This window comes from Citrobacter sp. XY323, assembly GCF_025106035.1.
Classification (GTDB): Bacteria; Pseudomonadota; Gammaproteobacteria; order Enterobacterales; family Enterobacteriaceae; genus Citrobacter; species Citrobacter braakii.
Window position 1 is genome coordinate 426,159 of sequence record NZ_JANYUK010000001.1, and the last position, 25,294, is coordinate 451,452.

General features: G+C 51.1%; 27 protein-coding genes. 10 read left to right on the top strand and 17 right to left on the bottom strand.

What is annotated here, in order from left to right:
- Positions 1–174: 174 nt before the first annotated feature.
- Positions 175–921, bottom strand: coding sequence for a thiol:disulfide interchange protein DsbG (dsbG, locus tag N0B36_RS01945; protein ID WP_259685815.1), 747 nt, complete (start codon positions 919–921; stop codon positions 175–177).
- 374 nt (positions 922–1,295) lie between these two features.
- Between dsbG and ahpC the strand changes: the two genes are divergently transcribed.
- Positions 1,296–1,859 carry an alkyl hydroperoxide reductase subunit C gene (gene ahpC / locus N0B36_RS01950; protein WP_004859485.1) on the top strand — a complete coding sequence of 188 codons (564 nt, stop codon included), beginning with the start codon at positions 1,296–1,298 and terminating at the stop codon, positions 1,857–1,859.
- Positions 1,860–2,013: 154 nt separating this feature from the next.
- On the top strand, positions 2,014–3,579 hold the full coding sequence (gene ahpF / locus N0B36_RS01955; protein ID WP_016152210.1) for an alkyl hydroperoxide reductase subunit F: 1,566 nt from the start codon (positions 2,014–2,016) through the stop codon (positions 3,577–3,579).
- 250 nt (positions 3,580–3,829) lie between these two features.
- Here the strand turns inward: ahpF and uspG are convergent, their stop codons facing one another.
- Together uspG and rnk are read right to left on the bottom strand one after the other, a co-directional pair.
- On the bottom strand, positions 3,830–4,258 hold the full coding sequence (gene uspG, locus N0B36_RS01960) for a universal stress protein UspG (RefSeq protein ID WP_016152215.1): 429 nt from the start codon (positions 4,256–4,258) through the stop codon (positions 3,830–3,832).
- A gap of 187 nt (positions 4,259–4,445) precedes the next feature.
- Entirely contained in the window at positions 4,446–4,856 is a 411-nt protein-coding gene (gene rnk / locus N0B36_RS01965) for a nucleoside diphosphate kinase regulator (protein ID WP_005120853.1), read from the bottom strand.
- Between the two features lie 275 nt (positions 4,857–5,131).
- Between rnk and N0B36_RS01970 the strand changes: the two genes are divergently transcribed.
- Positions 5,132–5,962: an alpha/beta fold hydrolase gene (locus tag N0B36_RS01970; protein WP_141874962.1), complete on the top strand. Its 831-nt coding sequence runs from the start codon at positions 5,132–5,134 to the stop codon at positions 5,960–5,962.
- Between the two features lie 96 nt (positions 5,963–6,058).
- Positions 6,059–6,682 (top strand): flavin reductase family protein, encoded by a 624-nt coding sequence (locus N0B36_RS01975; RefSeq protein WP_016155958.1) that lies wholly within the window; start codon positions 6,059–6,061, stop codon positions 6,680–6,682.
- Positions 6,683–6,723: 41 nt separating this feature from the next.
- Here the strand turns inward: N0B36_RS01975 and rna are convergent, their stop codons facing one another.
- The 8 genes from rna to citC form a co-directional block, all read right to left on the bottom strand.
- Positions 6,724–7,530: a ribonuclease I gene (gene rna, locus N0B36_RS01980; protein WP_153690625.1), complete on the bottom strand. Its 807-nt coding sequence runs from the start codon at positions 7,528–7,530 to the stop codon at positions 6,724–6,726.
- A gap of 110 nt (positions 7,531–7,640) precedes the next feature.
- Positions 7,641–9,104 (bottom strand): citrate/succinate antiporter CitT, encoded by a 1,464-nt coding sequence (gene citT, locus N0B36_RS01985; protein WP_016152219.1) that lies wholly within the window; start codon positions 9,102–9,104, stop codon positions 7,641–7,643.
- A gap of 25 nt (positions 9,105–9,129) precedes the next feature.
- Positions 9,130–10,035, bottom strand: coding sequence for a triphosphoribosyl-dephospho-CoA synthase CitG (gene citG, locus N0B36_RS01990; RefSeq protein ID WP_016152220.1), 906 nt, complete (start codon positions 10,033–10,035; stop codon positions 9,130–9,132).
- On the bottom strand, positions 10,004–10,558 hold the full coding sequence (gene citX, locus N0B36_RS01995) for a citrate lyase holo-[acyl-carrier protein] synthase (protein ID WP_046274581.1): 555 nt from the start codon (positions 10,556–10,558) through the stop codon (positions 10,004–10,006). The genes citG and citX overlap by 32 nt, the downstream gene beginning before the upstream one ends.
- A 3-nt stretch (positions 10,559–10,561) precedes the next feature.
- Complete coding sequence (gene citF / locus N0B36_RS02000) at positions 10,562–12,094, bottom strand: citrate lyase subunit alpha (protein ID WP_016152222.1); 1,533 nt, start codon at positions 12,092–12,094, stop codon at positions 10,562–10,564.
- Positions 12,095–12,103: 9 nt separating this feature from the next.
- Positions 12,104–13,012 (bottom strand): aldolase/citrate lyase family protein, encoded by a 909-nt coding sequence (locus N0B36_RS02005; RefSeq protein ID WP_019076252.1) that lies wholly within the window; start codon positions 13,010–13,012, stop codon positions 12,104–12,106.
- Positions 13,009–13,305, bottom strand: a complete 297-nt coding sequence (gene citD / locus N0B36_RS02010) for a citrate lyase acyl carrier protein (RefSeq protein ID WP_003831276.1) — start codon at positions 13,303–13,305, stop codon at positions 13,009–13,011. The genes N0B36_RS02005 and citD overlap by 4 nt, the downstream gene beginning before the upstream one ends.
- Complete coding sequence (citC, locus tag N0B36_RS02015) at positions 13,302–14,378, bottom strand: [citrate (pro-3S)-lyase] ligase (protein WP_016152224.1); 1,077 nt, start codon at positions 14,376–14,378, stop codon at positions 13,302–13,304. Before citC ends, citD begins: the two co-directional genes overlap by 4 nt.
- A 389-nt stretch (positions 14,379–14,767) precedes the next feature.
- Here citC and dpiB point away from each other — a divergent pair, with 389 nt between their 5' ends.
- Both dpiB and dpiA read left to right on the top strand, forming a co-directional pair.
- Entirely contained in the window at positions 14,768–16,429 is a 1,662-nt protein-coding gene (gene dpiB, locus N0B36_RS02020) for a sensor histidine kinase DpiB (protein WP_046274583.1), read from the top strand.
- Positions 16,398–17,078 carry a two-component response regulator DpiA gene (dpiA, locus tag N0B36_RS02025; protein WP_016152226.1) on the top strand — a complete coding sequence of 227 codons (681 nt, stop codon included), beginning with the start codon at positions 16,398–16,400 and terminating at the stop codon, positions 17,076–17,078. Before dpiB ends, dpiA begins: the two co-directional genes overlap by 32 nt.
- 149 nt (positions 17,079–17,227) lie before the next feature.
- Here dpiA and dcuC read toward each other — a convergent pair whose 3' ends face one another.
- Complete coding sequence (gene dcuC, locus N0B36_RS02030; RefSeq protein ID WP_047501759.1) at positions 17,228–18,610, bottom strand: anaerobic C4-dicarboxylate transporter DcuC; 1,383 nt, start codon at positions 18,608–18,610, stop codon at positions 17,228–17,230.
- Between the two features lie 451 nt (positions 18,611–19,061).
- On the opposite strand from dcuC, the gene pagP reads away from it, so the two are divergent.
- Positions 19,062–19,625: a lipid IV(A) palmitoyltransferase PagP gene (gene pagP / locus N0B36_RS02035; RefSeq protein WP_210590548.1), complete on the top strand. Its 564-nt coding sequence runs from the start codon at positions 19,062–19,064 to the stop codon at positions 19,623–19,625.
- A 189-nt stretch (positions 19,626–19,814) separates the two neighbouring features.
- The gene (gene cspE, locus N0B36_RS02040) at positions 19,815–20,024 is read left to right on the top strand and encodes a transcription antiterminator/RNA stability regulator CspE (RefSeq protein WP_000034825.1); all 210 of its coding nucleotides are present in this window, start codon (positions 19,815–19,817) and stop codon (positions 20,022–20,024) included.
- A 51-nt stretch (positions 20,025–20,075) separates the two neighbouring features.
- On the opposite strand, the gene crcB is transcribed toward cspE, so the two are convergent.
- Positions 20,076–20,459, bottom strand: coding sequence for a fluoride efflux transporter CrcB (crcB, locus tag N0B36_RS02045; protein WP_003831281.1), 384 nt, complete (start codon positions 20,457–20,459; stop codon positions 20,076–20,078).
- Between the two features lie 90 nt (positions 20,460–20,549).
- Here crcB and N0B36_RS02050 point away from each other — a divergent pair, with 90 nt between their 5' ends.
- Positions 20,550–21,338, top strand: a complete 789-nt coding sequence (locus N0B36_RS02050; protein ID WP_049282443.1) for a deaminated glutathione amidase — start codon at positions 20,550–20,552, stop codon at positions 21,336–21,338.
- Between the two features lie 128 nt (positions 21,339–21,466).
- Positions 21,467–21,670 (top strand): twin-arginine translocase subunit TatE, encoded by a 204-nt coding sequence (tatE, locus tag N0B36_RS02055; protein ID WP_016152230.1) that lies wholly within the window; start codon positions 21,467–21,469, stop codon positions 21,668–21,670.
- A 77-nt stretch (positions 21,671–21,747) separates the two neighbouring features.
- Here tatE and lipA read toward each other — a convergent pair whose 3' ends face one another.
- The 4 genes from lipA to dacA form a co-directional block, all read right to left on the bottom strand.
- Positions 21,748–22,713, bottom strand: coding sequence for a lipoyl synthase (gene lipA / locus N0B36_RS02060; RefSeq protein WP_003022702.1), 966 nt, complete (start codon positions 22,711–22,713; stop codon positions 21,748–21,750).
- A 206-nt stretch (positions 22,714–22,919) separates the two neighbouring features.
- A complete protein-coding gene (gene lipB / locus N0B36_RS02065) occupies positions 22,920–23,561 on the bottom strand; it encodes a lipoyl(octanoyl) transferase LipB (RefSeq protein ID WP_259686020.1) in 642 nt (213 codons plus the stop codon).
- Between the two features lie 96 nt (positions 23,562–23,657).
- Positions 23,658–23,921 (bottom strand): DUF493 family protein YbeD, encoded by a 264-nt coding sequence (gene ybeD / locus N0B36_RS02070; protein ID WP_003022706.1) that lies wholly within the window; start codon positions 23,919–23,921, stop codon positions 23,658–23,660.
- A gap of 106 nt (positions 23,922–24,027) precedes the next feature.
- Positions 24,028–25,239: a D-alanyl-D-alanine carboxypeptidase DacA gene (gene dacA / locus N0B36_RS02075; protein ID WP_003022711.1), complete on the bottom strand. Its 1,212-nt coding sequence runs from the start codon at positions 25,237–25,239 to the stop codon at positions 24,028–24,030.
- Positions 25,240–25,294 lie beyond the last annotated feature (55 nt).

Genomic DNA, 25,294 nt, shown 5'->3' on the forward strand with positions numbered 1-25,294 from the left:
AAATTTAATTCTGAAATATTTTAAGTTGTGAATATTCTTGTGATTTATGTTTGTGTGCTTAATGAATTATTAATTTAAACTAAAAATAGCACATGTTGCGTAATTTTGACCAAAAAAGTTAATTTAAATGAGTGATTGACATGGGAATGATAACAACCACTCATTTTTTTACATTTATTTATTACCCATGATAATGTTTAATTTCTCCTTATCCGGTAAGCCGACTTCCTGTTGTAACGTATCGTCTTTACTCATGTAATAGATAGCCGGCGTGACGTTGGCGCCTAAATCATCCATCAACTTTTGATTGATATTCAACACTTTCATCTGCTCCGGTGAGACGGAAGTCGGGATTTGTAGCTTCATTTTCCCACCGGATGCCTCATAGTCATGCCAGGTCTTGGCCGGATCTTTTGCGGCCAGAATCGCTGCGGCGGTAGCCGGGCTTTCGGGTTTAATTACGCCAACCAGTAATGTGCGCAACTGAACTTTACCTGAGTCCACCCACGGGCGAGCCTGCTGCCAGAACTGTTTGCAATAGGGACAGAAGGGATCGGCAAACACGTAGACAATGACCGGAGCCTCTTTTTTCCCGTTCAGAATCCAGGATGCTTTTTCCATTCGCTGCCACATTTCGCGCCCGGCAGGGGCGTAGATCTCTTTTTCTATCAGCGCATTACTGAGGTTTTCACCTTTTTCGTTATACATATAACCGGAAATGGCGTGTTTACCGTCAGGCGTAACATAGATAGTAACGCCCATATCCTGGTATTTTCCCAGGTAGCCCTTCATTCCACCCGGCGCGTCGAAGGGTTTCAGAATAGTAATGCCCTGTTTCTCAATAGCTTTAACGGGAGCAGGAAGTTCTTCGGCGTGCACCACGGCAGGAAGCAGGGTTAAGAGTAAGGTACGTTTAAACATTGATTTTCCTTATAAAATCAGAAGGAAAGGGGGCTAAGTTGCAAAACCTATCGCAGCCATAGGTAAGATCGACCGTCTGTCGATTGCCCTTTCTTGAGTGGGGTGATGTAATCCCAATCGCTGTTACGACCTTTGTTAAGGTAATGTAGAGCGCAACACATAGCCAGCCCTGCTGGCACTGACGTTACCTGCGGGTAGCTCGGGTAATGAGGCTCCCTGCAAAGGGGGCCTTTTTTACTTTTATCTTTAGGTTCACAACATGAGTTTGAGTGGGTTGTTAGTTAACGCTTATTGATTTGATAAAGGAAACGCATTAGCCCTGCGAAGAGATTTTCGTTAACTTATCTCTCAACGAAAACACGGAGGAAGTACAGATGTCTTTGATTAATACCAAAATTAAACCTTTCAAAAACCAGGCGTTCAAAAACGGTGAGTTCATCGAAGTAACCGAGAAAGATACCGAAGGTCGCTGGAGCGTCTTCTTCTTCTACCCGGCTGACTTTACTTTCGTTTGCCCGACCGAGCTGGGTGATGTGGCTGACCACTACGAAGAACTGCAGAAACTGGGCGTAGATGTCTATTCCGTATCTACTGACACCCACTTCACCCACAAAGCATGGCACAGCAGCTCTGACACCATCGCGAAAATCAAATACGCGATGATCGGCGACCCGACTGGCGCCCTGACCCGTAACTTCGACAACATGCGTGAAGATGAAGGTCTGGCTGACCGCGCAACCTTCGTTGTAGACCCGCAGGGTATCATCCAGGCAATCGAAGTTACCGCTGAAGGTATCGGCCGTGATGCGTCTGACCTGCTGCGTAAAATTAAAGCCGCACAGTACGTTGCCTCTCACCCAGGTGAAGTTTGCCCGGCGAAATGGAAAGAAGGCGAAGCGACCCTGGCTCCATCCTTAGATCTGGTCGGTAAGATTTAAGTCGCATAATTTGTAGGCCGGATAAACGCAGTGCATCCGGCCATTCCACAGGCGCAGTTTGCGCCTGTTTCATTCCAGCACCATGACGCAAGTTGCATTAATGCAGTCCCGCAAAGTCGGCTTGCATGATGATGTTTTCAGAGAGGGAAGAAGAATGCTCGACACAAATATGAAAACCCAGCTCAAGGCTTATCTTGAGAAACTGACCAAACCTGTTGAGCTGATTGCTACGCTGGATGACAGCGCCAAATCGGCAGAAATCAAGGAACTGCTGACTGAAATTGCTGAACTGTCAGAAAAAGTCACCTTTAAAGAAGACAATACTCTGGCGGTACGCAAGCCATCGTTCCTGATCACCAATCCAGGTTCTCACCAGGGGCCGCGCTTTGCCGGTTCTCCGCTGGGCCATGAGTTTACCTCCCTGGTGCTGGCGCTGCTGTGGACCGGTGGTCATCCGTCAAAAGAGGCGCAGGCGTTGCTGGAGCAGATCCGCGATCTTGACGGTGATTTTGAGTTTGAAACCTATTATTCGCTTTCCTGTCATAACTGTCCGGACGTGGTACAGGCGCTGAACCTGATGTCGGTACTGAATCCACGCATCAAGCATACGGCGATTGATGGCGGTACATTCCAGAACGAAATTACCGATCGCAACGTGATGGGCGTTCCGGCGGTGTATATGAACGGCAAAGAGTTCGGTCAGGGGCGTATGACGCTGACTGAGATCGTGGCGAAAGTAGATAGCGGCGCAGAAAAACGTGCGGCACAAGAGCTGAACAAACGTGATGCTTATGACGTGCTGATTGTCGGTTCCGGTCCTGCGGGGGCGGCAGCGGCAGTGTACTCTGCACGTAAAGGTATTCGCACCGGTCTGATGGGCGAACGTTTTGGCGGTCAGGTTCTTGATACCGTTGATATTGAAAACTACATCTCAGTACCGAAAACCGAAGGCCAGAAACTGGCGGGCGCGCTGAAAGCACACGTTGATGACTATGATGTTGATGTGATCGACAGCCAGAGCGCAAGTAAACTGGTTCCGGCGGCGCAGGAAGGCGGTTTACATCAGATTGAAACGGCATCCGGCGCGGTGCTTAAAGCACGCAGCATTATCATTGCCACCGGTGCGAAATGGCGCAACATGAACGTTCCGGGCGAAGATCAGTATCGCACCAAAGGCGTAACCTACTGCCCGCACTGCGATGGCCCGCTGTTTAAAGGCAAGCGCGTTGCAGTGATTGGTGGCGGCAACTCCGGTGTTGAAGCTGCTATTGATCTGGCAGGCATTGTTGAACATGTGACGCTGCTGGAGTTCGCACCTGAAATGAAGGCTGACCAGGTGCTGCAGAATAAGCTTCGCAGTCTGAAAAACGTCGATATTATTCTGAATGCGCAAACGACAGAAGTGAAAGGCGATGGCAGCAAAGTCACCGGCCTGGAGTATCGCGACCGCGTGAGTGGCGACGTTCACAGTGTGGAACTGGCGGGTATCTTTGTACAGATAGGTCTGCTGCCAAACACCAACTGGCTGGAAGGTGCCGTCGAGCGTAATCGCATGGGTGAAATCATCATCGATGCCAAGTGCGAAACCAGCGTGAAGGGGGTTTTCGCCGCTGGTGACTGCACCACCGTACCGTATAAGCAGATCATCATCGCGACCGGTGAAGGCGCGAAGGCCTCATTGAGTTCGTTTGATTATCTGATTCGCACGACAGTAGCATAAAAAAAGTAAGACACACCTGCAATGCCAAAACCGTCAGCCATCCGCTGGCGGTTTTTTATTTCCACGCTTTCAGATTGTCAATTCTTGAAACAATAAACCGCGTAACACATTCATTTAATGAGTCTGATCATTAGTTTCATCAAAGAAAGATGAGGCGTTTTCTTTATTATATCAACCTGCATTACGTTTTCATGGTCACCCCTGTCAGGCGTTAACCTGGCAGGGGTTTTCTTTAGCAAATTAGAGGCTATTAACGTACAACTAGCACTGGCAGAGTAGCGTGGCGAACAACGCTGGAAGCGTTTGAGCCGAGCAGATGAGTGCTGATTGATGGGTTGCGCGATCCAATGACGACCACATCCGCATTCAACTCTTCACCCAACTCGTTGACGACGTCACGTACGCTGCCAAAGCGGACGTGTTGTTTAATACGGGAAGGATCGATGCTGAAGTGACCGACCATCGTTTGCAGACGGGTTTCCGCTTCGTGTTGTAGATGCTCTTCAAAACGACGGACATCGGCTGCAAAGCGGTGCAGGCTTAAGCTTGCTGAGCCTGGCAGCACATGCAGCAGATGGATAACCCCGTTTTCCTGTGCCAGAAATTCTGCATGGCGAATAGCCTTGTCGCTCAGTTCCATTTCGAATACATCAACAGGCATTATGATTGTGTTGTACATAAACATTCTCCTTGTCATTACATGAACACATATCAGCATAGTATTAAAAATGATTCTGTCAGTCACGACACAGATTTATGTTTTGCGAACAGGAGATAAGGTGAGAGTCAGGAGCAGAGGACTAACCGGAAAGAGGATGCGGATGCATCCCCTGTAAGATAAAGCGAGTGGCTTTGATAAGACAGAGTTAGCGCAGGTAGTCGCCCGCAGCTTCAGGTTGGTACTCAAGCTCGATGACTTCGAGGTGTGTTGAGGTCCCGCCTGGTAGTTCCCAGTGAATGGTGTCGCCAACGCGCAGGCCCAGAAGTGCAGCGCCAACAGGTGCCATTACCGAAAGCTGTGTGCTGCTGTCAGTCATATTGGCCGGATACACCAGGGTACGCACACGGACTTCGCCATCACTCAGATTGCGGAATTTCACGCGGCTGTTCATGGTCACGACATCGTGCGGCATGGTTTCTGGTGAACACATTTGGGCACGATCCAGCTCGGCGTTCAGGGCGTCGGCAATCGGTAAACCAGCAAACGCAGGTTGCTCCAACAGGCGGTCAATGCGTTCCGCATCGAGGTCGTTAATGATGATAGTTGGTCTGGACATTTGTTACTCCATGTCGTCGATACTGCGGGTGCGCAGGTAAATAATCCCAAAAGAAAACCCTCACCGTCAGGCGGCAAGGGTTTAGCTTTTATGATGATACTGAGACTTACCCCTGGTTTGAAGTGATTTAGTTCACATTCAGGCAAATCATCAATATTGTTGCGTATGGTGTGATTTTAGCCGAAAAACGCGATCGTTCTCCAATTTGCATTATGCTTTTTAAGCGCTCGCTGCGGGCGCGTCAAACAACTCAGTGTTCCGCGACAGGAGATCTCATGAGCCAGTACGACAAACTTACCTTGAAAGACGGCAGCTATTTGCATTTTAAAGATTGGGGAAGTGGGCAGCCTATTGTCTTTAGCCATGGCTGGCCGCTGACGGCAGATGCGTTTGAGGATCAGATGCTGTTCCTCGGGTCGAAAGGATTTCGGGTGATCGCCCATGACAGGCGTGGGCATGGGCGTTCAGCCCAACCCTGGGATGGTCACAATATGGATCAGTATGCTGACGATCTGGCTGAACTTACCGCGCATCTCAATCTTAAAGATGCCGTACATGTCGGACACTCTACCGGGGGCGGGGAGGTGGCGAGGTACATTGGTCGCCATGGAACGCAGCGGGTAGCCAAAGCGGTGTTAATCGGCGCGGTGACGCCCATAATGATCAAGACCGACTTTAACCCAAATGGTGTGCCGAAAGAGGTGTTTGATGGCATCCGTGAGGGAGTGATAAACGATCGCGCTGCTTTCTTCTATGAACTGACCGCTGCATTTTATGGCTACAACCGCCCGGGCGTAAATGCGTCGAAAGCCGTTCGTGAAAGCTTTGTTGAACAGGGCTTACAAGGTTCCATCAAAGCGTTGTACGACTGTATTCACGCGTTTTCAGAAACTGACCTGCGTGAGGATCTCAAAAGGATGACTATCCCGACGCTGGTGATCCATGGTGATGACGATCAGATTGTCCCGTTTGAAACCTGCGGAAAGGTTGCGGCGCAAATACTGCCGGACTCGCAGTTGAAGGTGTATGTTGGCGGTTCGCATGGCATTTGCACTACCCATAAACAACAGATCAACGGCGATCTGCTCAACTTTATTCAATCGTAATCTTTAGCGGATTGTTCTACGCTGATCTTCTTTTTCCAGGGAGATGAGCGAAGCATAATTTGTGCTGCGCTGATGTTAACTTCAACAGAGAACGCTATGTATTTCTATCAACCATCACAAGGACACGGCTTACCGCATGACCCGCTGAATGCCATCATTGGACCGCGCCCTATTGGCTGGATTGCCTCCCGCGACAGCGACGGTCGGCATAACCTTGCACCGTACAGTTTCTTTAACTGCTTTAATTATCACCCGCCGATTATTGGTTTCGCCAGCAGCGGCTGGAAAGACAGCGTGCAGAATATTATCGACACCGGTGAGTTTGTCTGGAATCTGACGACTCTTGAGTTGGCCAGTGCAATGAACGAAACGTCAGCCAGCTTGCCTCACGGCGAAGATGAGTTTTTTGCCGCCGGGCTTAGCAAGGCAGATAGTCGGATAGTCAGCGTGCCGCGGGTGGCGCAAAGCCCGGTCAATTTTGAGTGTCGCTTATCGCAAAGTCTGCAACTGACCACCGCTGATGGTTCGCCTGTTGAAACCTGGCTGGTGCTGGGAGAAGTGGTGGGCATTCATATTGATGAAACGCTACTGGAAGGCGGCATCTACCAGACGGCGAAAGCAAAACCGGTACTGCGTGCGGGCGGGCCAACGGCGTATTATTCGATCAGTGAAACACACCGCTTTGATTTAGTTCGCCCGGATGCCCGTTCAAAACGCTAACCATATGGACCGACGCCAGCTTGCCGCGCCGGTCGTTATTTTCAGTATCCCACTTTGTCGATAATAAACTGTTTACCGCAGTTACCCGGATGCGGTTGCGGTAAGAATGACTGTGCGGATAACGTCTGGTTAATGGTGTCGGCTTTCAGGGACAACTGGATTTCTGTGAGATAGGCCGGATTGCCGTGGCAGCTTAGCTTCACGGCTTTAACGTTCTCTCTGCCCCAGCTTTTAGCGACGGCGGCGTCAAATGCGCTGCGGCTGACGGTTTTGCCGTAGTTTTCCGCGAGGAATTTGCCAGCCTCGCTGTTCTTAACCTCATTATTCATCCGTACCATCGTGCCGAAGTATGCGTCGGGATCAAAACCGAAACAGGCGCCATGTTTGGCATATTCGTAACGTTCCAGACAGGTTCTCCCGCCGGCACCGGGCATTACGGCACTGAGTTTTGCCGCGCTTTCCAGCGACAGGCCCGTTTCGGGAGCCGCGCATTTACGGCTGGCGCGCGCTTCAGGCAGGTTGGGAATAGGGCGAGTCGCGCAGCCAAAGCGCATCCAGCGGCGGTTGTCTACTCCACGGGCGGCGATGGATTTTGGCAGGCTGGGCCATAAACCGTGAACGGTCAGGAAATCTGCTTTGTCCGCGCTCTCTTTTTGCAGACGACATTCGGCGGGCTCTTGACGATTTCTCTCGTGTTGGCTCTGACAAAATCCGGTTTGCCAGGAGAGGGCCAGCACGTAGCTGTCAAAATCAGCGTACTGTTTTGCCTGAAGTTCATCGGCCTGAGCCGCAGAAACTGGGAGCAGAAGTGCTGCCAGCAGCGAAGAATAACGCCATGTTGATGTCATGATGATTTCGGATACTTATATAAATTCTGAATATCATCTATTTAATCATAAAAAATGCCAGTCAGGTTTAGCTGACTGGCATCATTTTCATCAGGCGGGAACCCGAATGATTAGCTCCACATTGCCAGAATCGGCCAGCCGACCAGCAGAAGCATAGAGATGTAGATAACGCCGAAGATAGCACCCAGACGCCAGTAGTCTTTGGACTTCACATAACCGCAGCCGTAAATAATAACGCCAGGGCCAGTTGCATACGGAGTCAGACAGCCCATGATACCGATGGACAGTACCAGCAGGATACACAGGTGTTCCATCGGAACGCCCGGGATGCCTTTACCGACGGCCAGAATAACCGGCAGCATGGTGGCGGTGTGTGCGGAAAGGCTGGCAAACAGGTAGTGAGCAAAATAGAACACCAGCACCAGAACGATCACGGTCGCGTTAGGCGAGAAGCCTTCCAGGTGCGAGCTCATCGTGTTGGCGAACCAGTCGATGAAGCCTGAGCGGGTTAAACCATTCGCCATAACGACCAGCGTGGCGAGGTTAACCAGGGTGTTCCATGCGCTGTTATAACGGGTGATGTCTTTCCACGGGACAACGTGCAGCGCCAGCATCAGCGAGACTGCCAGCAGACCCACAGCGGTCGCATCAATCAGTTTACCGCCAAAGACCCACAGACCCAGGCTGAGCAGAACCAGACCGATCAGGGTCAGCTCTTTACGCGTCAGTTTACCCATGGTTTTCAGTTCATCACCAGCCCACGCGGCAACTTCAGCACTGTGAGTAACTTCTGGCTTGTAAAGAACATAGGACAGCCACGGAGCAACGATCAGCAAAATAATACCAACCGGCAGGAAGCTGAGGAACCATTGCAACCAGCTGATTTGAATACCGGCAATTTTATTGACGAATTCCAGACCCAGCACGTTAGGTGCAGCACCGGTAACGAACATAGAGGAGCTCAGGCTGGTACTGATTACCATCATCCACATCAGATATCCGCCGATACGGCGTGCGGACGGATCGTTCGGGAATGATTTAAACAGCGGCGGCAGGTTTTTGATAACCGGGAATACGGTACCACCGGTACGCGCGGTGTTGGACGGTGTAAACGGCGCCAGCAGAATGTCGATGATGACAATCGCGTAGCCCAGCGTCAGGGTGCGCTTACCCATGAATTTTACCAGGAACAGCGCGATACGACGACCCAGACCGGTGACTTCATAGCCCAGCGCGAAGATAAACGCGCCAAACACCAACCACACGGTCGTGCTGGAGAAGCCTGCCAGACCCCATTTCAGCGCTTGCTTACCCGCTTTAAACGCCGGGTCGGCCAGCTCTGAAGCATCAAACAGCAGATAGTTGCTGCCGATGACGCAGATCGTTACGGCGATAAAGCTTATCGCTGTTGCCGGGATTGGCTCCAGGATCATCCCGACAATCATTGCCACGAAAACGGCAAAATAGTGCCAGGCCTGCGGGGGCATTCCATCAGGGACAGGGATAAGAAACATGACGCCCATTACGACCAATGGGGCCAGTAATTTCCATATTTTATCTTTTGCTAAAGACATGTGTGTGATTCTCCGGAAAGGATCTTTAATTGTGATAATGATGAACTTGTGAAATCTGAGCTAAGAACCAGGTGACGATCAGCAGGTCGGCGCAGCCTCCTGGGCTGAGGTTGCGTTCAATGCACTGTTGGTCGAACTGGCGCAGGTATTCGAGATCGGCAGGGGTGCGAATCCCCCCTTGCTGCAATAGAGTTGTGGCCTGCTGCTGTAGCCAGCGCAGACCTTCTGCGCCGCCACGTGAAGCCACGTTGGTGTCGCCATTGATAGACATCAGCAGCAATAACGTGTCGAGTAGCGCCAGTTCAGGATCGCGGCCCTGAGTCAGCAGTGCGCGGTAGTGCGGCAGGGCATGCTGGATGACTAGCGGGTATCCCGCTTCGGCTTCGCCCCGTGCGCCGGTTAATCCCAGTTGCTGATAAAGACGTTGGCCAGCCGTGAGTTGTTGATTGTTCTGGCGCAGTTCGCGCTCGGTTAGGCCACGGCAAAATGTTGCTGCCGTTGAGCAAAGGGTTTCAGCGGTAACAGTCAGTTGGAGCTGGTGCAGGCGGCCAATGGCGGCACACAGCAGCCCCAGTGAAAAGATGCTCCCTTTATGGGTGTTTACCCCCTCGGTGGCGCGAAACATATCGGCTTCGCAGGCCATACCCAGTGGGCGCAGTCCTTTCAACACATCTTCAGGCGACAGCTGTGCGCTAAACGCCCCATATTCAATAAAACGCGGCAGCCAGGCCTGAATTGCTTCAGCGCTGCGATGAAAATCTTCCAGCGCCATATCTTTATGTGCGCCGTTGTTAATACGATCCACCAGACCCGGTTTGGGCGACAGGTTGACTTCAGTCAACATGGCCCGCCACGCAAGCGTTGCGTAAGCGTCAGGCAGATCCAGAGGAAGGACTGCGTTATTGGTTGATGTTGCGGGAATCGGCATCATGCAGCAGTGCCTCCATCTGAGAGAGTAAGTCGGAAAGCGCGTGGGTTTTACCCCGCGCGCATTCGGCAGCGCTTTGCTCGCACAGCAGACAGCGGCGGGCAGGGAGTGCGAAATGACGTCGGGACAGAATTTCCCCATCAGGGGTCAGGACATCGATGTCCCATAACCGTCCCAGCGGATGTGAATGCTCAAGTTCAATCGTGGCGAGCTTGAGGTCGTGGGCCGGGGCCTCAATAGACAAAAGACCTTCCGGACCGCTGGCAGAAACCAGCGCCGTTTGCTCTCTGATAATCCAGGTGGATTTTTCCGCCAGCGCGAGCAGGGCGGTGACGCCGTGATTAAAGATGCGACGGGTTAATGCGCTGTCTTTAATCGGACCCGGTGCGACCACGGTAAACGAGACCAGTGGCGCGTGATGACGCGTCAGCCAGGCATGTTGCCTTGCTTGTCTCTCATCCCGGCTGGCGAGCAGCTCGGGAATCGAAACCGCGTGTTGGGTGGCGTGTTCAGGGAGCAGGCGCATGGCTTATTCCTTCACCTGATGCACAACGTCAATCACCGAGCCATCGCGGTAACGCACAACGGCAATCACGCGGTCGGTGAATTCGATAGCGCGTGGCTGACCGGTGAGCTGCTGTGCACGTTCGCGCAGCCATTCAATGGACACCACTTTCATACCGGCTTCTTTCAGACGTTCAGCCAGTTCCGGACGCGCAGGGTTAACGGCGATACCGTGGTCAGTGACCAGGATGTCTACGCTGGAGCCTGGGGTTACGCAGGTCAGGACGTTATCAACCAGCGTCGGGATGCGTCCGCGAACCAGCGGAGCGACAATGATGGAAAGCGCAGCGGCAACCGCAGTATCGCAGTGACCGCCGGATGCGCCGCGCAGTACGCCGTCAGAACCGGTCAGTACGTTAACGTTGAAGCTGGTATCAACTTCCAGCGCGCTCAGTACCACGACGTCCAGACGATCGACGGAGGCGCCTTTTGAGCCCCAGTTGGCATACTGGTTGGCACTGATCTCAATGTGGTTTGGATTGCGGGCCAGCGACTCTGCCGCGTTACGGTCAAAGCTCTGTACGTCCAGCAGTTTGCGAATCAGGCCTTTTTCGTGCAGGTCAACGATGGTAGCGGTGATGCCGCCCAGGGCGAAGTCAGCACGGATATCGCGGCTGCGCATCTTGTCTTCCAGGAAACGAGTAACGGCCAGAGAAGCGCCGCCGGTTCCTGTCTGCAGTGAGAAGCCTTCATTGAAGTAACCGGAGTTAGCAATGACGTCTGCCGCGCTACGGGCAATTAACAGTTCACGCGGGTTGGTGGTCATGCGTGTCGCATCAGCACCGATTTTGTCCGCATCGCCGACCTGATCGATCTGTACAATCAGATCCACCTGATCCTGCGTAATGCTGGCCGGGTTATGTGGATAGGTCAGCAGCTGTTCAGTCAGCAGGACAACCTGTTTTGCATTTTCGGCATCGACGCGGGCATAGCCCAGTGAACCACAGCACGCTTTACCGGTATAGCCGTTAGCGTTACCAAACTGGTCGCAGGACGGTACGCCGAGGAACGCCACATCAATGCTGAGTTCGCCACTTTGCACCAGGTGTACACGGCCGCCATGGGAGTGGACCTGCACAGGCTCGGCCAGCAGGCCACGCGAGATCTCTTCCGCCAGCGGGCCACGCAGCCCGGAGGTGTAAATACGGCTGACCACGCCCTGACGGATGTGCTCAACCAGCGGAGCATGGCAGTCGCTCAGGGAGCTGGAGGCCAGCGTCAGATTTTTAAAGCCCATTCTGGCGATGGCGTCCATCACCAGGTTAATCGTCAGATCGCCACCGCGAAAAGCGTGGTGGAAAGAGATGGTCATGCCATCCTGTAAACCTGAACGACGAATGGCGTCTTCCAGGTTAGCGCACAGCTTTTTGTCGCGCGGTTTTTGCGCCTGTAATTCTACTTTTGCGGTGCTCTGATAAGCGGAAAGCTCACTTTCTGCATGACGGCTCCAGGTCGCCACGCGATCCTGGCGTTGAGACTGTTCGATTTTCTGCGTCATTTTTTTGCCTTATTCTTCGCGAATGCCTGAAAGTTCTGCACGGGAGATAACCAGAAGGGCGCGCTCGATAACCGGGCTGTCGACCATTTTGCCGTTCAGGGAAACTACGCCACGGCCTTCGCGAGCGGCGGCTTCAGCGGCTTCCACGACCAGGCGCGCGTGAGCCAGCTCTTTGCGTGTCGGCGCATACAGGTTGTGCAGGAGCTCGATCTGGCGCGGGTTGATGAGCGACTTACCGTCAAAACCCAGTTGCTTGATGTGTGCGGCTTCATGCAGGAAACCCGCTTCGTTGTTGGCATCGGAATAAACGGTGTCGAACGCCTGAATGCCGGCAGAGCGTGCCGCCTGCAAAATAGAGCAGCGGGCAAACAGCAGTTCAGTCCCTTCCGCAGAGCGCTCAGTGCGCAGGTTACGCACATAATCTTCCGCACCCAGTGCAATACCGATCAGGCGCTCGGAAGCGTGGGCAATTTCTACCGCGCGGGTAATGCCTAACGGCGATTCGATGGCGGCTAACAGACCGGTACTGCCGGGCTCACGGCCACAGGCTTTCTCGATACGCAGGATTTCGCTTTCGATGTCGATGACATCCTGCGCGGTATCGGTCTTCGGTAAACGCACGATGTCAGCGCCGCCGCGTACCACGGCTTCGAGATCGTTAATGCCCCATTCGGAGTCGAGGGCGTTTACGCGCACGATAGTTTCAACGTCGTGATACAGCGGATGCTGCAGCGCGTGGTACACCATACGGCGAGCAGTATCTTTCTCGCGCAGCGCGACGGAGTCTTCCAGGTCGAACATCAGCGCATCTGCCGGATAGATGAACGAGTTGCTGACCATGGCGGCATTGGCGCCCGGTACGAACAGCATGCTGCGGCGGGTACGGGTTTTACGTTGCTGCAAAGATTCACTAATCACTGGCAATCCTCCCATGGCAGTGCAGGAATACCGCCAGCGCGGGCCAGTAGTGCTTCCAGTCGCGCACGTAAAATGCAGTCCAGTGCGCCTTTATCATCAACATTTAATTGCACGCCGCGTACGTTGTAGCGGGACAGAACGTCCAGAATGGTGGCCCGGATGGCATCACCGAACTGCTTTTCGACGCTACTGTTAACCTGCAGGTCAATATCCTGCGAATCGAGTGGGGCGATGCGAATCATCACATCACCGGACTCGAGTGTGCCTGCGACGGCTGCCTGGTTTATTTTCATTTTTCACCTGTTGCTAATGCGGGGGTATTTTGGCGGACTGCCGCACCCGATGAGGCCCGCTCAACCATGCTTTGCAGATAGTGCAGCGTGGCGTCAGGGACCAGGGATGCGATAGCCGTGAGATCTTTTTTAACCAGCAGCTTGCGCACCCAGGAGGCAGAAATCGGCATCTCCTGGAAGCACAGCCGCTCAATTTCCACCAGTTCAATCGGTGGGGCGGGAAGCGTTGGGGTCTCCAGCCAGTAGCGCATATCGTTGTTGTACTGGGAGGTGACGGTGCAATACGGCTCGGTACCGACGAAGCGGTGCGTGACGCCAAGAGCCGGGGCCAGATACTGGCGGAAGATTTTCAGGTCTATTTCGGTATAGCAGTGGTTAATAACGCTCTGCTCTTTGATGAAGTAGCACGGGAACGTGGCGCGGGAAATGATGTATTCCGAACCGCGATGAACGGTTAAACGTGGAATGTCTTTTGTCCCTTTAAGCACCAGATCCAGTCGGTCTTCATACGGAAAACGCGAGGTATCTTCTTTCACCAAAAACAGATGCAGCCAGTCACATTGCGCGGCTGCTTGTTGGATCAGAAAACGATGTCCGTTGGTGAAGGGGTTGGCGTTCATGACGATACAGCCAATTTTTTTCCCTTCATGGCGCTGTTTCGCCAGTGATTCAGCGTAGCGTTTCAGACGTGTGGTGCTGTTTTCCATCAGCACCATAATGCCGGGAACGCTGGTCAGCGTAGAAAAACCGCACTGCTTAAACAGCGACTCGTACTCGGTTTTGGTATAGATGAAGAGGTGCGTACAGTGGCGCTCATAGGCGAGGTTGATTAACTCGGTCGCCAGCGTCAACGCTAAGCCTTCACCCCTTACGGATTCGCAGATGGCGACGCACTTTATGATATTGCCGGCAATGCCGCCGCAGGCAATCAGGCGGTCATCACGGGTGACGGTGATAAATACTTCGACAGTTGTATCAACGCTCAAATCATTCTCTTTCAGAAATTGCGCGATAGCCGCCATCTTTTTATTTTCTGAGCGTTTAACTTGCGTGAATATATTATTACCGAACATAGTGAATAGAGCCCCGATGCTATATTTGTTACTGGGTTTCTGTTTTTGTTGCTCTGTTTAGCAACCTGATAACTTCTTGTTTGCAATTGAAGGGAATGTTTTTTTATTACGGAGTATTTCTTTTTTTCCCTGCTGCATACATCGTAAGGAGTATTTTGGAGGTAATTTTTGATTTATTTCACAATAAGTTAGAAGGTTTTAATGTGTTTTATGGTTTTAAGTTTTTTAATTAATTTAACTCCAAAATAGCGTGTGGTTTTAATTTGTTTAATTGATTTAAGGTGGGGAATCTGCAACGATCCTGTTTTATACCGCGACTTGCAAATAAAACATTTTTATTACAACTACAATGAGAAATAAGTTTCGGGTATCGTCGCTGAGGAAGAAATATGGCAGAGCAGAAAAATAAAACACGGTTTCCTTTTTTTCGCAGTCTGGCGTTTCCATTGCGTATCTTTCTGCTTATTTTGGTCGTTTCTGTTTTTATTATCGCCGCGTTAGCACAATACTTTACCGCCAGTTTTGAAGATTATCTGGCAACGCATGTCCGCGATATGGCGATGAACCAGGCCAAAATCATCGCCTCTAACGACAGTATCATCGCGGCGGTGAAGCATCGTGATTACAAGCGTCTGGCGACCATTGCCGACAAACTGCAGAGCGGGACTGACTTCGACTATGTGGTTATCGGGGATACCAACTCTGTCCGCCTTTACCACCCAAATCCGGAAAAAATTGGCTACCCGATGCAGTTCACCAAACCCGGCGCGCTGGAAAGAGGGGAAAGTTACTTTATTACCGGCAAAGGGTCGATTGGGATGGCGATGCGCGCCAAAACGCCCATCTTTGATGACGATGGCAAAATCATTGGCGTGGTCTCAATTGGCTATCTGATCAGTAAAATCGATAGCTGGCGATCGGACTTTTTACTCCCAATGGCAGGGGTGTTTATCCTGCTGTTGCTGGTACTTATGCTGCTCTCCTGGTTATTTGCCGCCCATATTCGCCGGCAGATGTTGGGGATGGAGCCTAAGCAAATTGCGCGGGTAGTGCGTCAGCAGGAAGCGCTATTCAGCTCGGTATATGAAGGTTTGATCGCCGTGGACCCTGATGGGTATATCACCGCCATAAACCGCAGCGCGAGGAAAATGCTGGGACTGTCTTCGCCTGGACGAAAGTGGCTTGGAAAACCGGTTAGTGAGGTGGTTCAGCCGACTGACTTTTTCACCCAGCAGATTGCGGAAAAACGACAGGACGCGATGGTGAACTTTAATGGCCTGAGCGTTATCGCTAACCGTGAGGCGATTCGCTCCGGCGATGAACTGCTTGGGGCAATCATCAGTTTTCGTAGTAAAGATGAAATTGCTACTCTTAATGCGCAATTAACGCAGATCAAACAGTATGTAGAGAGCCTGAGAACGCTGCGTCATGAACACCTTAACTGGATGTCGACCATTAATGGCCTGCTGCAAATGAAAGAGTATGACCGGGTGCTGGCAATGGTGCAGGGGGAGTCGCAGGCGCAACAGCAACTGATTGACAGCCTGCGTGGCGCGTTTGCCGATCGTCAGGTAGCCGGTCTGTTGTTTGGCAAGGTGCAGCGTGCACGTGAACTGGGCCTCACTATGACTATCGTTCCTGGCAGTCAACTGCATCAACTCCCTGAGGGGCTGGATAGCACAGAGTTTGCAGCAATTGTTGGCAATCTGCTTGATAATGCATTTGAAGCGAGCTTGCGCACCCAGCAAGGCAACAAGATCGTCGAACTCTATTTGAGCGATGAAGGGGATGACGTGATCATCGAAGTTGCCGATCAGGGATGCGGTGTACCGGAAGCATTGCGTGAAAAAATATTTGAACAGGGTGTGAGCACCCGTACCGATGAACCAGGTGAACATGGCATCGGTTTGTATCTGATTGCAAGTTATGTGAGGCGCTGTAACGGGGTGATTACACTCGAAGATAACTCCCCCTGCGGCACCTTATTTTCTTTATTTCTTCCGAAAGTGAAAAAAAATAATGACGGAACCATTAACGCTATTGATCGTTGAGGATGAAACGCTACTGGCGGAAATGCATGCTGAATATATCCGCCATATACCCGGCTTCAGCCAGATTTGGCTGGCGGGTAATCTTGCGCAAGCGAGGATGATGATTGAGCGTTTTAAGCCCGGTTTGATTCTGCTCGATAACTACTTGCCGGACGGCAAGGGAATTACGTTGTTGCATGAGCTAACCCAGACGCGTTATCCGGGGGGCGTGGTGTTTACCACGGCGGCCAGCGACATGGAAACGGTCTCCGAGGCCGTGCGCAGCGGCGCGTTTGATTATCTGGTCAAACCCATTGCCTACGAGCGCCTGGGACAGACGCTGACGCGTTATCAACAGCGCAGACGCATGTTGGCCGGTAATGACAGCGCCAGTCAAAAGCAGATTGATGAAATGTTTAATGCTTATGCGCGCGGCGAACCGAAAGGCGATTTGCCGACCGGAATTGATGCGTTAACGCTGAATGCGGTGTTGAAATTATTTGCCGATCCGACGGTACATCATACTGCGGAAACGATCGCCCAGGCGCTCACTATCAGCCGTACCACCTCCAGGCGCTACCTGGAGTACTGTGCCAGCCGTCATTTGATTATTGCGGAGATTATTCACGGTAAGGTGGGGAGGCCGCAGCGTATTTATCACGGCGGCTAATTCACGTCATCCTTGAAGCTGCCTCTTTGTGGGCTGCGTGAAGAAACCCCAGTCACATAATTATCTATGGTACTGGGGATGTCTTCACTTGCCGCCTTGATGCAGCTTAAATGATTTTGCGTATCAAGGTCAGATACTGACAGTTATCGTTAACCGCCAATCAGGGCGGACGTCGCCGGCACCATCACTTCAGTTGCGATAATCACAACCAGCAGTCCAACCAGAACCGGAACCGAGGTACGTTTCACTACTTCGAACGGAGAGATCTTTGCCATCCCTGCGACAGCGACAACCACACCGGAGACCGGAGAGATTGTGCGTCCAAGGTTTGATGCCTGCAGCATCGGGATAGCCAGGTAAGCCGGGTTAATACCAGAAGAGTGCGCCAGTTTCGGGATCATCTCAACGAAGGCATAGAACGGTGCGTTACCGGACCCCGTGGTCATTGCCGCCAGCATAGTCAGGATCACCAGTACCAGCATCAGAATAATGCTCGCGGAGCCAAACGAGGTGGCGATAGAAATCAGACTCTGAATAAAGCCGATTGTGCTCAGACCCTGGGCAAAAACGCCCGCCGCGACTAACAGCATCACCACGTTAGCAAAGGCATCCGCCATACCACGGTAGGCGACTTCCAGACCCGAGAAAACCTTCTGGGTGTTGAATCCTCGTACGAACTCCAGTACAGCAGCGATGAGCATGCACAGCACCAGAATCGTAATGATATGAAGCTGTGGGCCCCATTTCCCATCGAAAATCAGGACGCCAACGATCGGGGTAAATGGCAAGATGGCGTAAAACGACGGGGCGGTAGTGGTAATTTCAGCCACATCTAACATTTCATGAGAAATGTTCTCTTTTTTATCCAGATAACGCTGCCAGAAAAAGTGGGCAATCGCCATAGCAATGATGGCGGCAATGGAAATTGGCAGCGTGGTTTTAAACGCGAAATCGATCAGCGGCATTTCCGCGGCTTTTGCAGCCAGCACTACATCACCGGATGTTGGCGAAAGAATAATAGCGGCTGGGGAGGCGCAAATGGCCGCTGCGGCGCCACGGCTAATCCCAACGTTAACCATGATCGGGAACAATGTCGCCATCAGCAATACGCCCAGACCGGTTGCTGAAGAGACCGCCAGGGACATCAGGCAGGCGACAAAATAGGCGGCAATCATAAGCAGATAAGGTGAATTGATATACTGCAGCGGCTTAGAGGCCAGCTTAACCACCATATCATTCGCGCCAATATGCGTCATGTAGGCGGCAAAACCACACAGCATCATAATCATCATGCCGAGATCGCCGCCACGGCTCATCAGCAAAATTTTAATATATTCAACAATGTCTGTTGCCGTATAGCCCGTCGTTGCTGCGCTAGACGGCAAAACTTTATGGCCCATCAACGCACTGATAATCAGCAAAACCAGACCGCCGACAAACAGTACGCCTGTCGCGGAATAACCTTTAATGATGTAGCGCGCTACACCCACAATAACCACAACCCCAATAAGGAGTTCAATAAATGTCAACATTGTTTCCCCTGTCGCATTGCTGCCCAGAAAGTTAAAAAACTAAAAAAAGTAAAAAGTGGTGACAGAATGTGCCTAATAAACCGATAACTCTTGCTGATTGAAATCAATAAAAATACGGATTCAAGCGATGGCTAAGCCGTTTTTTCAGCATCGCGATTAAAAAAAGAATATCACAATAAAAAACTGTGAAGCGCAGCGTTGGTGTGTGTGTTTTGTGGTGTTATTGATAATTTATTGTTAATTTGTTGTAATGCTATTTAACTCTTGCCGCAGGAAAGCACAATTTATTGGCAATAAAGAGAAAATAGTTCCTATGAAATGGCTCAGTAAATAAAGGGATAACTTATAGGCTGAGGAATATTCTGATTTTTTATTTGCGCATTTTTGTTAAGCTGACATTAAGGTTGGGTTTGCTAAAATTAATAATAAATCCCAGGATGGTAATTAAGTTGTGATTTTCGCTAAACGATATTTTCTCATTTTTTCATTTACTTTTATTCAGTTAGCTTTCACTTCCCAGGCTGCTGCTGAAGATAAAGGCTGGTTTGCTACTTTTAAAGATAATGTCAGTGAAACCTGGCAGCAGCCGGAACATTATGATCTGTATGTACCTGCTATTACCTGGCATGCGCGTTTTGCCTACGATAAAGAAAAAACGGATCGCTACAATGAACGGCCGTGGGGTGCAGGATTTGGTCAATCCCGTTGGGATGATAAAGGTAACTGGCACGGACTTTATATCATGGCGTTTAAGGATTCCTACAATAAATGGGAACCCATTGGCGGCTATGGCTGGGAAAAAACCTGGCGACCGCTGGCTGATGAAAACTTCCATACAGGTCTCGGCTTTACCGCCGGTTTCACCGCGCGTGATAACTGGAACTACATTCCGGTACCGGTGCTGTTACCTCTGGCATCAATTGGTTATGGTCCGGCAACGTTTCAGATGACCTACATTCCTGGAACGTATAATAACGGCAACGTCTACTTTGCGTGGATGCGGTTCCAGTTTTGATGGACTACCTGTATTGTCAGGTGGTTTATTGAAAAATCTTTTAAAAACATAGTGATAGTAAGTTTAACTGAAAAATAACGCGACATTTATCACTTTTTGATAAAGTTCGACTGGACAAAGTGCACCACAATTGTTGTACTGATACCCGACACAGCATTTGTGTCTATTTTTCATGTAAAGGTAATTTTGATGTCTAAGATTAAAGGTAACGTTAAGTGGTTTAATGAGTCCAAAGGATTCGGTTTCATTACTCCGGAAGATGGCAGCAAAGATGTGTTCGTACACTTCTCTGCAATCCAGACCAATGGTTTTAAAACTCTGGCTGAAGGTCAGCGTGTAGAGTTCGAAATCACTAACGGTGCCAAAGGCCCTTCTGCTGCAAACGTAATCGCTCTGTAAGCATACGACAGCAAGCATTCAAAACCCGCTTAATTGCGGGTTTTTTTCGCTTCAATGTGCGGGAGAAGCAGATACCAACCAGAATGCCAGGGCGGTCATCGCGAATGATCCCAACAGATTAACCAGTACATTCACCATAGCCCAACCAAAGCGTCCTTCCTGCAGTAAAAACACTACCTCAGCAGAGAAAGTGGAAAACGTTGTCAGTCCCCCGCAAAAGCCAGTAGTAATCAGCACCTTCCACATTGGGTCAATATTTGTCATGCGATTAAACCATGCCAGACCCATACCAATGATAAATGCGCCAAGTAAGTTTGCAGCCAGCGTACCGAATGGAATGGCCTGATGCAGCGGGTTAAACCGCATACTCAACATCCATCTTGCTACGCTACCTGTGCCACCACCGATAAAAACCGCTAAAAGGAGTTGTAACACTGCGTAATCCTGCTATTTGATTGTATAGAGGGTGAGTGTAACGCTGAATAATTGTTGTTGGCGAGCTTAACAAAGTTTTCTGGAGGGAATATGTTCGTTGCAGCAGGGCAATTTGCCGTGGGACCTTCATGGGAAAAAAATGCAGAAACCTGCGCCTTACTGATGTCTCAGGCTGCAGGAGAGGGGGCGTCGCTACTGGTATTACCGGAGGCATTGCTGGCGCGTGACGATTTAGACCCTGACCTGTCAGTGAAATCAGCTCAGCTTTTGGAAGGTGGGTTTCTGACGCGTTTGTTGCGAGAAAGCGCACAAAATGAGATGACGACAATCCTGACGATTCATGTTCCCTCTGTGCCAGGCCGGGCATTTAACATGCTGGTGGCGCTACGGGCTGGTCGGGTAGTGGCCCATTACGCTAAATTACATCTCTATGACGCCTTTTCGATTCAGGAGTCACGTAATGTCGATGCAGGGGACGCCATAGCGCCGCTGCTGGACGTAGGCGGATTAAAAGTAGGACTAATGACCTGCTATGACCTGCGCTTCCCTGAGCTGGCGCTGGCGCTCGCGTTGCAGGGGGCTGAGATTCTCGTTTTACCTGCGGCTTGGGTGCGGGGATCGTTAAAAGAGCATCATTGGGCCACGCTTTTGGCGGCAAGAGCGCTGGATGCCACGTGTTATCTGGTTGCGGCCGGAGAATGCGGCAACAAGAATATCGGCCAAAGCCGGGTCATCGATCCCTTTGGCGTGACTATTGCGGCGGCGGCTGAAACACCCGCGCTCATTATGGCCGAGGTTTCCGCCGAGCGGGTCAGGCAGGTCAGGGCACAACTTCCGGTGTTAAGTAACCGACGCTTTGCGCCACCGCAATTATTATGACGTTTTTTTAAACAAGGCTTGATTCACCTTGTTACAGATTGCTATTGTGTGCGCGCGTCGAAAGGCCGTTAATATTCTCAGGTTAATATGGCGCTTTATGTAGCCTGGTTTAAGTCAAGAAGGTATCTATGGGTGAGATTAGTATTACCAAACTGCTGGTGGTTGCCGCACTGGTTGTTCTGCTGTTTGGTACCAAGAAGTTACGTACTCTGGGTGGAGACCTGGGGACGGCAATCAAGGGCTTCAAGAAAGCAATGAACGACGATAATGCCGATGCCAAGAAAGAGGCTGATGGTAGCGTTCAGGCTGAGAAGCTTTCTCATAAAGAGTAATTCTGCAAACTCTGCATGAAAAAAAACCGGCGATTTGCCGGTTTTTTATTGCTGATATGTAAGTGAGTATTACACGATTACTTCACTTCCAGCCCTTTGGCCTGCATGTCAGCATGGTATGAAGAGCGCACGAATGGACCGCAAGCAGCGTGGGTAAAGCCCATAGCCATGGCTTCTGCTTTCATCTCATCGAACTCATCCGGGCTTACATAGCGTTGAACCGGGAGGTGATGGCGGCTTGGCTGTAAATACTGCCCCAGCGTCAGCATGGTCACGCCATGGCTGCGCAGGTCGCGCATGACCTCAATGATTTCAGCATTAGTTTCACCCAGACCCACCATCAGACCCGATTTGGTCGGAATCTCCGGGTGCGCTTCCTTGAAGCGTTCCAGAAGCTTCAGCGACCAGTTGTAGTCAGCCCCAGGGCGTACATTACGATAAATACGCGGTACGTTTTCGAGGTTGTGGTTAAACACGTCCGGCGGCGTGGCTGTGAGGATATCCAGCGCGCGATCCATACGACCACGGAAGTCAGGCACCAGCGTTTCGATTTTAATCGACGGACTTTTCTCACGAATCGCGGTGATGCAGTCAGCAAAGTGCTGAGCGCCGCCGTCACGCAGATCGTCGCGGTCAACGGAGGTAATCACGACATAGCGCAGCGCCATGTCCGCAATTGTCTGAGCCAGTTTTAACGGCTCGTTGGCGTCAGGAGCAACCGGACGGCCATGGGCAACGTCACAGAATGGGCAACGGCGAGTACAGATTGCGCCGAGGATCATAAAGGTTGCTGTTCCGTGATTGAAACATTCAGCCAGGTTAGGGCAGGAAGCTTCTTCGCAGACAGAGTGCAGGCCATTTTTGCGCATTGCCGCTTTGATGCCCTGGATGCGAGTGGAGTCCGCTGGCAGTTTTATTTTCATCCATTCCGGTTTACGCAGCAGGGCTTCACGCTCTGTTGCCACATTTTTTACCGGGATAAGAGCCATCTTATCGGCATCGCGGTATTTAACACCGCGTTCCATCACAATGGGTTTACTCATAGCTTGCGTGTTCCAGTTGCGAATTACGAAGGAAAGCGTTTCAATTCAAGGGAATGTTGCATTTATCAACTATTTTTGAATTAGTGATACGCAGTATATCATTGAAACGGGCCAGAAAGCAGCCTGACAGGCTGGCAAAATGTAAAATAGTTGTTGTTTTGTGCCATTTGCCACAACATATGCCGTGGCAAAGTATGACCGTATTTTCAGCCCGCAATGTACTCGTGCGGTGGGTTACCCAACAGCGCGAAGATGTTGGCCAGCAGGCGGGGGCGAATGCTCTCGGTCGTGGCTGTGCTATCCCACTGCGATACTTTCGCCATCTTCATTCCGGCATAACCGCAAGGATTGATTCGCAGGAAAGGTGACAAGTCCATATCCACGTTGAGCGCTAAGCCGTGAAATGAACATCCTTTACGGATACGTAATCCCAAAGAACAGATTTTCTTCTCACCCACATATACGCCAGGCGCATCGGCTCGCGGGTGGGCGTCAATGCCGATTTCCGCAAGGGTATTCACGACGGTTTGCTCCAGCAGCGTAACCAGTTCGCGCACGCCAAGTTTACGACGCTTCAGGTTCAACAGCACATACATAACCTGTTGGCCTGGTCCGTGGTAGGTCACCTGACCGCCACGATCGCTCTGGATCACCGGAATATCTCCCGGCATCAATACGTGCTCAGCTTTACCTGCCTGACCCTGGGTGAAGACAGGATAATGCTCTACCAGCCAGATTTCATCATGACTGTTTTCATCACGGGTATCGGTAAATTCATGCATGGCCAGAGAGACTGGCTCGTAAGGTTGAAGACCGAGCTGGCGGACCAGAATTTTATCCTGATACAAAACGGCATCTCCGTAGAGAATGTTAAAGAGGGGAAAAGTATATCACAGGGGGGAGGGGTTACCCGAGCGGGGATGCAGCGGGTAACCGACAGGTTTTTACAGCACCATGCGTACGATATCGATATTGCCTAATTCTTCGTACAACGTTTCAACCTGCTCAATGTGTGTAGCAGTGATGGTGATTGAGACCGAGTGGTAGTTGCCTTTGCTGCTCGGTTTTACCGTCGGAGAGTAATCACCTGGCGCATGGCGCTGTACCACTTCAACCACCTGATCAACCAGCTCAGGCAACGCCTGCCCCATTACTTTGTAAGTAAATGGAGTAGGGAATTCAAGCAGTTCGTTAAGTTTGGTTTTCATGTCAGCTCCGGCGTTACATCAAAAAATAATAACTCCCACTGCGCGTGGGAGTTATCTGGATACCTAGTATATGGGGACGTAAATCACACTTTCAAGTGTTCGATTTTTAGCCAAACCAGTGATGGAACATTAATTTAATGTAATCAATGATTTTCCCAAAGAAGTTGCCTTCAGGGATTTCCTGCAGCACCACCAGCGGGCGCTGTTCAATGGTTTTGCCATCCAACTGGAAGTTGATAGTGCCGACAACCTGGTTTTTCTGCAGCGGGGCGTGCAGTTCAGTGGTGTTCAACACATAGCTGGCTTTCAGGTCTTTCATGCGGCCGCGCGGAATGGTCAGGTAGACATCTTTATCAACGCCTAACGACGCACGATCGGTGTTACCAAACCAGGCGGGTTCTGAGGCAAATTCTTTACCCACTTTCAACGGGTTCACGGTTTCAAAGAAACGGAAGCCCCAGGTCAGCAGTTTTTTACTTTCGGTTTCTCGGCCTTTATAGGTGCGACCACCCATAACGGCGGAGATCAGACGCATCTGGCCTTCGGTTGCGGATGCAACGAGGTTATAGCCAGCCTTATCGGTGTGACCGGTTTTGATACCGTCGACATTCAGGCTGTTATCCCACAGCAGGCCGTTGCGGTTTAACTGACGAATGCCGTTAAAAGTGAACTCTTTTTCTTTATAGATAGAGTATTCGTTAGGCACGTCACGAATCAGAGCCTGACCAATCATCGCCATGTCGCGAGCCGAGCTGTACTGACCGTCAGCATCGAGACCATGAACGGTCTGGAAGTGGGTGTTTTTCAGGCCCAGCGCATTCACATAGCTGTTCATCAGGCCGACGAAAGCATCCTGGCTACCGGCTGCGAAGTCTGCCATCGCCACGCACGCGTCGTTTCCGGATTGCAGGTTAATACCACGGATCAGCTGAGAAACAGGAACCTGCATGCCTGGCTTGAGGAACATCAGCGATGAACCTTTGAAGACCGGGTTGCCCGTAGCCCATGCGTCATTGCCGACGGTGACCAGATCGGTTTCTTTGAATTTCCCGGCTTTCATCGCCTGGCCGATGACGTAGCTGGTCATCATTTTGGTCAGACTGGCGGGGTCGCGGCGAGTGTCTGCGTTCTGTTCTGCCAGAACTTTACCTGAATTGTAATCAATCAGGATATACGACTCCGCATCGATCTGCGGAACACCCGGGATCATGGTTTTAATATTCAGGTCATCGGCATGAGCAGCAGAGAGAGAGGCTGCGCAGAGAGCCGCGGTGAGCGCCATACGCTGCACGAAACGAGCGGAAAAAGTGGTCTTCATGGTCTGAACTACGACGTCCGTGATGAAATTAAAAAAAGTGCCCTACTATAGCAAA

Bases quoted from the DNA above. Each gene is read 5' to 3' on its own strand.
- dsbG (WP_259685815.1), bottom strand. From the start codon at position 921: ATGTTTAAACGTACCTTACTCTTAACCCTGCTTCCTGCCGTGGTGCAC.
- ahpC (WP_004859485.1), top strand. From the start codon at position 1,296: ATGTCTTTGATTAATACCAAAATTAAACCTTTCAAAAACCAGGCGTTC.
- ahpF (WP_016152210.1), top strand. From the start codon at position 2,014: ATGCTCGACACAAATATGAAAACCCAGCTCAAGGCTTATCTTGAGAAA.
- uspG (WP_016152215.1), bottom strand. From the start codon at position 4,258: ATGTACAACACAATCATAATGCCTGTTGATGTATTCGAAATGGAACTG.
- rnk (WP_005120853.1), bottom strand. From the start codon at position 4,856: ATGTCCAGACCAACTATCATCATTAACGACCTCGATGCGGAACGCATT.
- N0B36_RS01970 (WP_141874962.1), top strand. From the start codon at position 5,132: ATGAGCCAGTACGACAAACTTACCTTGAAAGACGGCAGCTATTTGCAT.
- N0B36_RS01975 (WP_016155958.1), top strand. From the start codon at position 6,059: ATGTATTTCTATCAACCATCACAAGGACACGGCTTACCGCATGACCCG.
- rna (WP_153690625.1), bottom strand. From the start codon at position 7,530: ATGACATCAACATGGCGTTATTCTTCGCTGCTGGCAGCACTTCTGCTC.
- citT (WP_016152219.1), bottom strand. From the start codon at position 9,104: ATGTCTTTAGCAAAAGATAAAATATGGAAATTACTGGCCCCATTGGTC.
- citG (WP_016152220.1), bottom strand. From the start codon at position 10,035: ATGATGCCGATTCCCGCAACATCAACCAATAACGCAGTCCTTCCTCTG.
- citX (WP_046274581.1), bottom strand. From the start codon at position 10,558: ATGCGCCTGCTCCCTGAACACGCCACCCAACACGCGGTTTCGATTCCC.
- citF (WP_016152222.1), bottom strand. From the start codon at position 12,094: ATGACGCAGAAAATCGAACAGTCTCAACGCCAGGATCGCGTGGCGACC.
- citD (WP_003831276.1), bottom strand. From the start codon at position 13,305: ATGAAAATAAACCAGGCAGCCGTCGCAGGCACACTCGAGTCCGGTGAT.
- citC (WP_016152224.1), bottom strand. From the start codon at position 14,378: ATGTTCGGTAATAATATATTCACGCAAGTTAAACGCTCAGAAAATAAA.
- dpiB (WP_046274583.1), top strand. From the start codon at position 14,768: ATGGCAGAGCAGAAAAATAAAACACGGTTTCCTTTTTTTCGCAGTCTG.
- dpiA (WP_016152226.1), top strand. From the start codon at position 16,398: ATGACGGAACCATTAACGCTATTGATCGTTGAGGATGAAACGCTACTG.
- dcuC (WP_047501759.1), bottom strand. From the start codon at position 18,610: ATGTTGACATTTATTGAACTCCTTATTGGGGTTGTGGTTATTGTGGGT.
- cspE (WP_000034825.1), top strand. From the start codon at position 19,815: ATGTCTAAGATTAAAGGTAACGTTAAGTGGTTTAATGAGTCCAAAGGA.
- N0B36_RS02050 (WP_049282443.1), top strand. From the start codon at position 20,550: ATGTTCGTTGCAGCAGGGCAATTTGCCGTGGGACCTTCATGGGAAAAA.
- tatE (WP_016152230.1), top strand. From the start codon at position 21,467: ATGGGTGAGATTAGTATTACCAAACTGCTGGTGGTTGCCGCACTGGTT.
- lipA (WP_003022702.1), bottom strand. From the start codon at position 22,713: ATGAGTAAACCCATTGTGATGGAACGCGGTGTTAAATACCGCGATGCC.
- ybeD (WP_003022706.1), bottom strand. From the start codon at position 23,921: ATGAAAACCAAACTTAACGAACTGCTTGAATTCCCTACTCCATTTACT.
- dacA (WP_003022711.1), bottom strand. From the start codon at position 25,239: ATGAAGACCACTTTTTCCGCTCGTTTCGTGCAGCGTATGGCGCTCACC.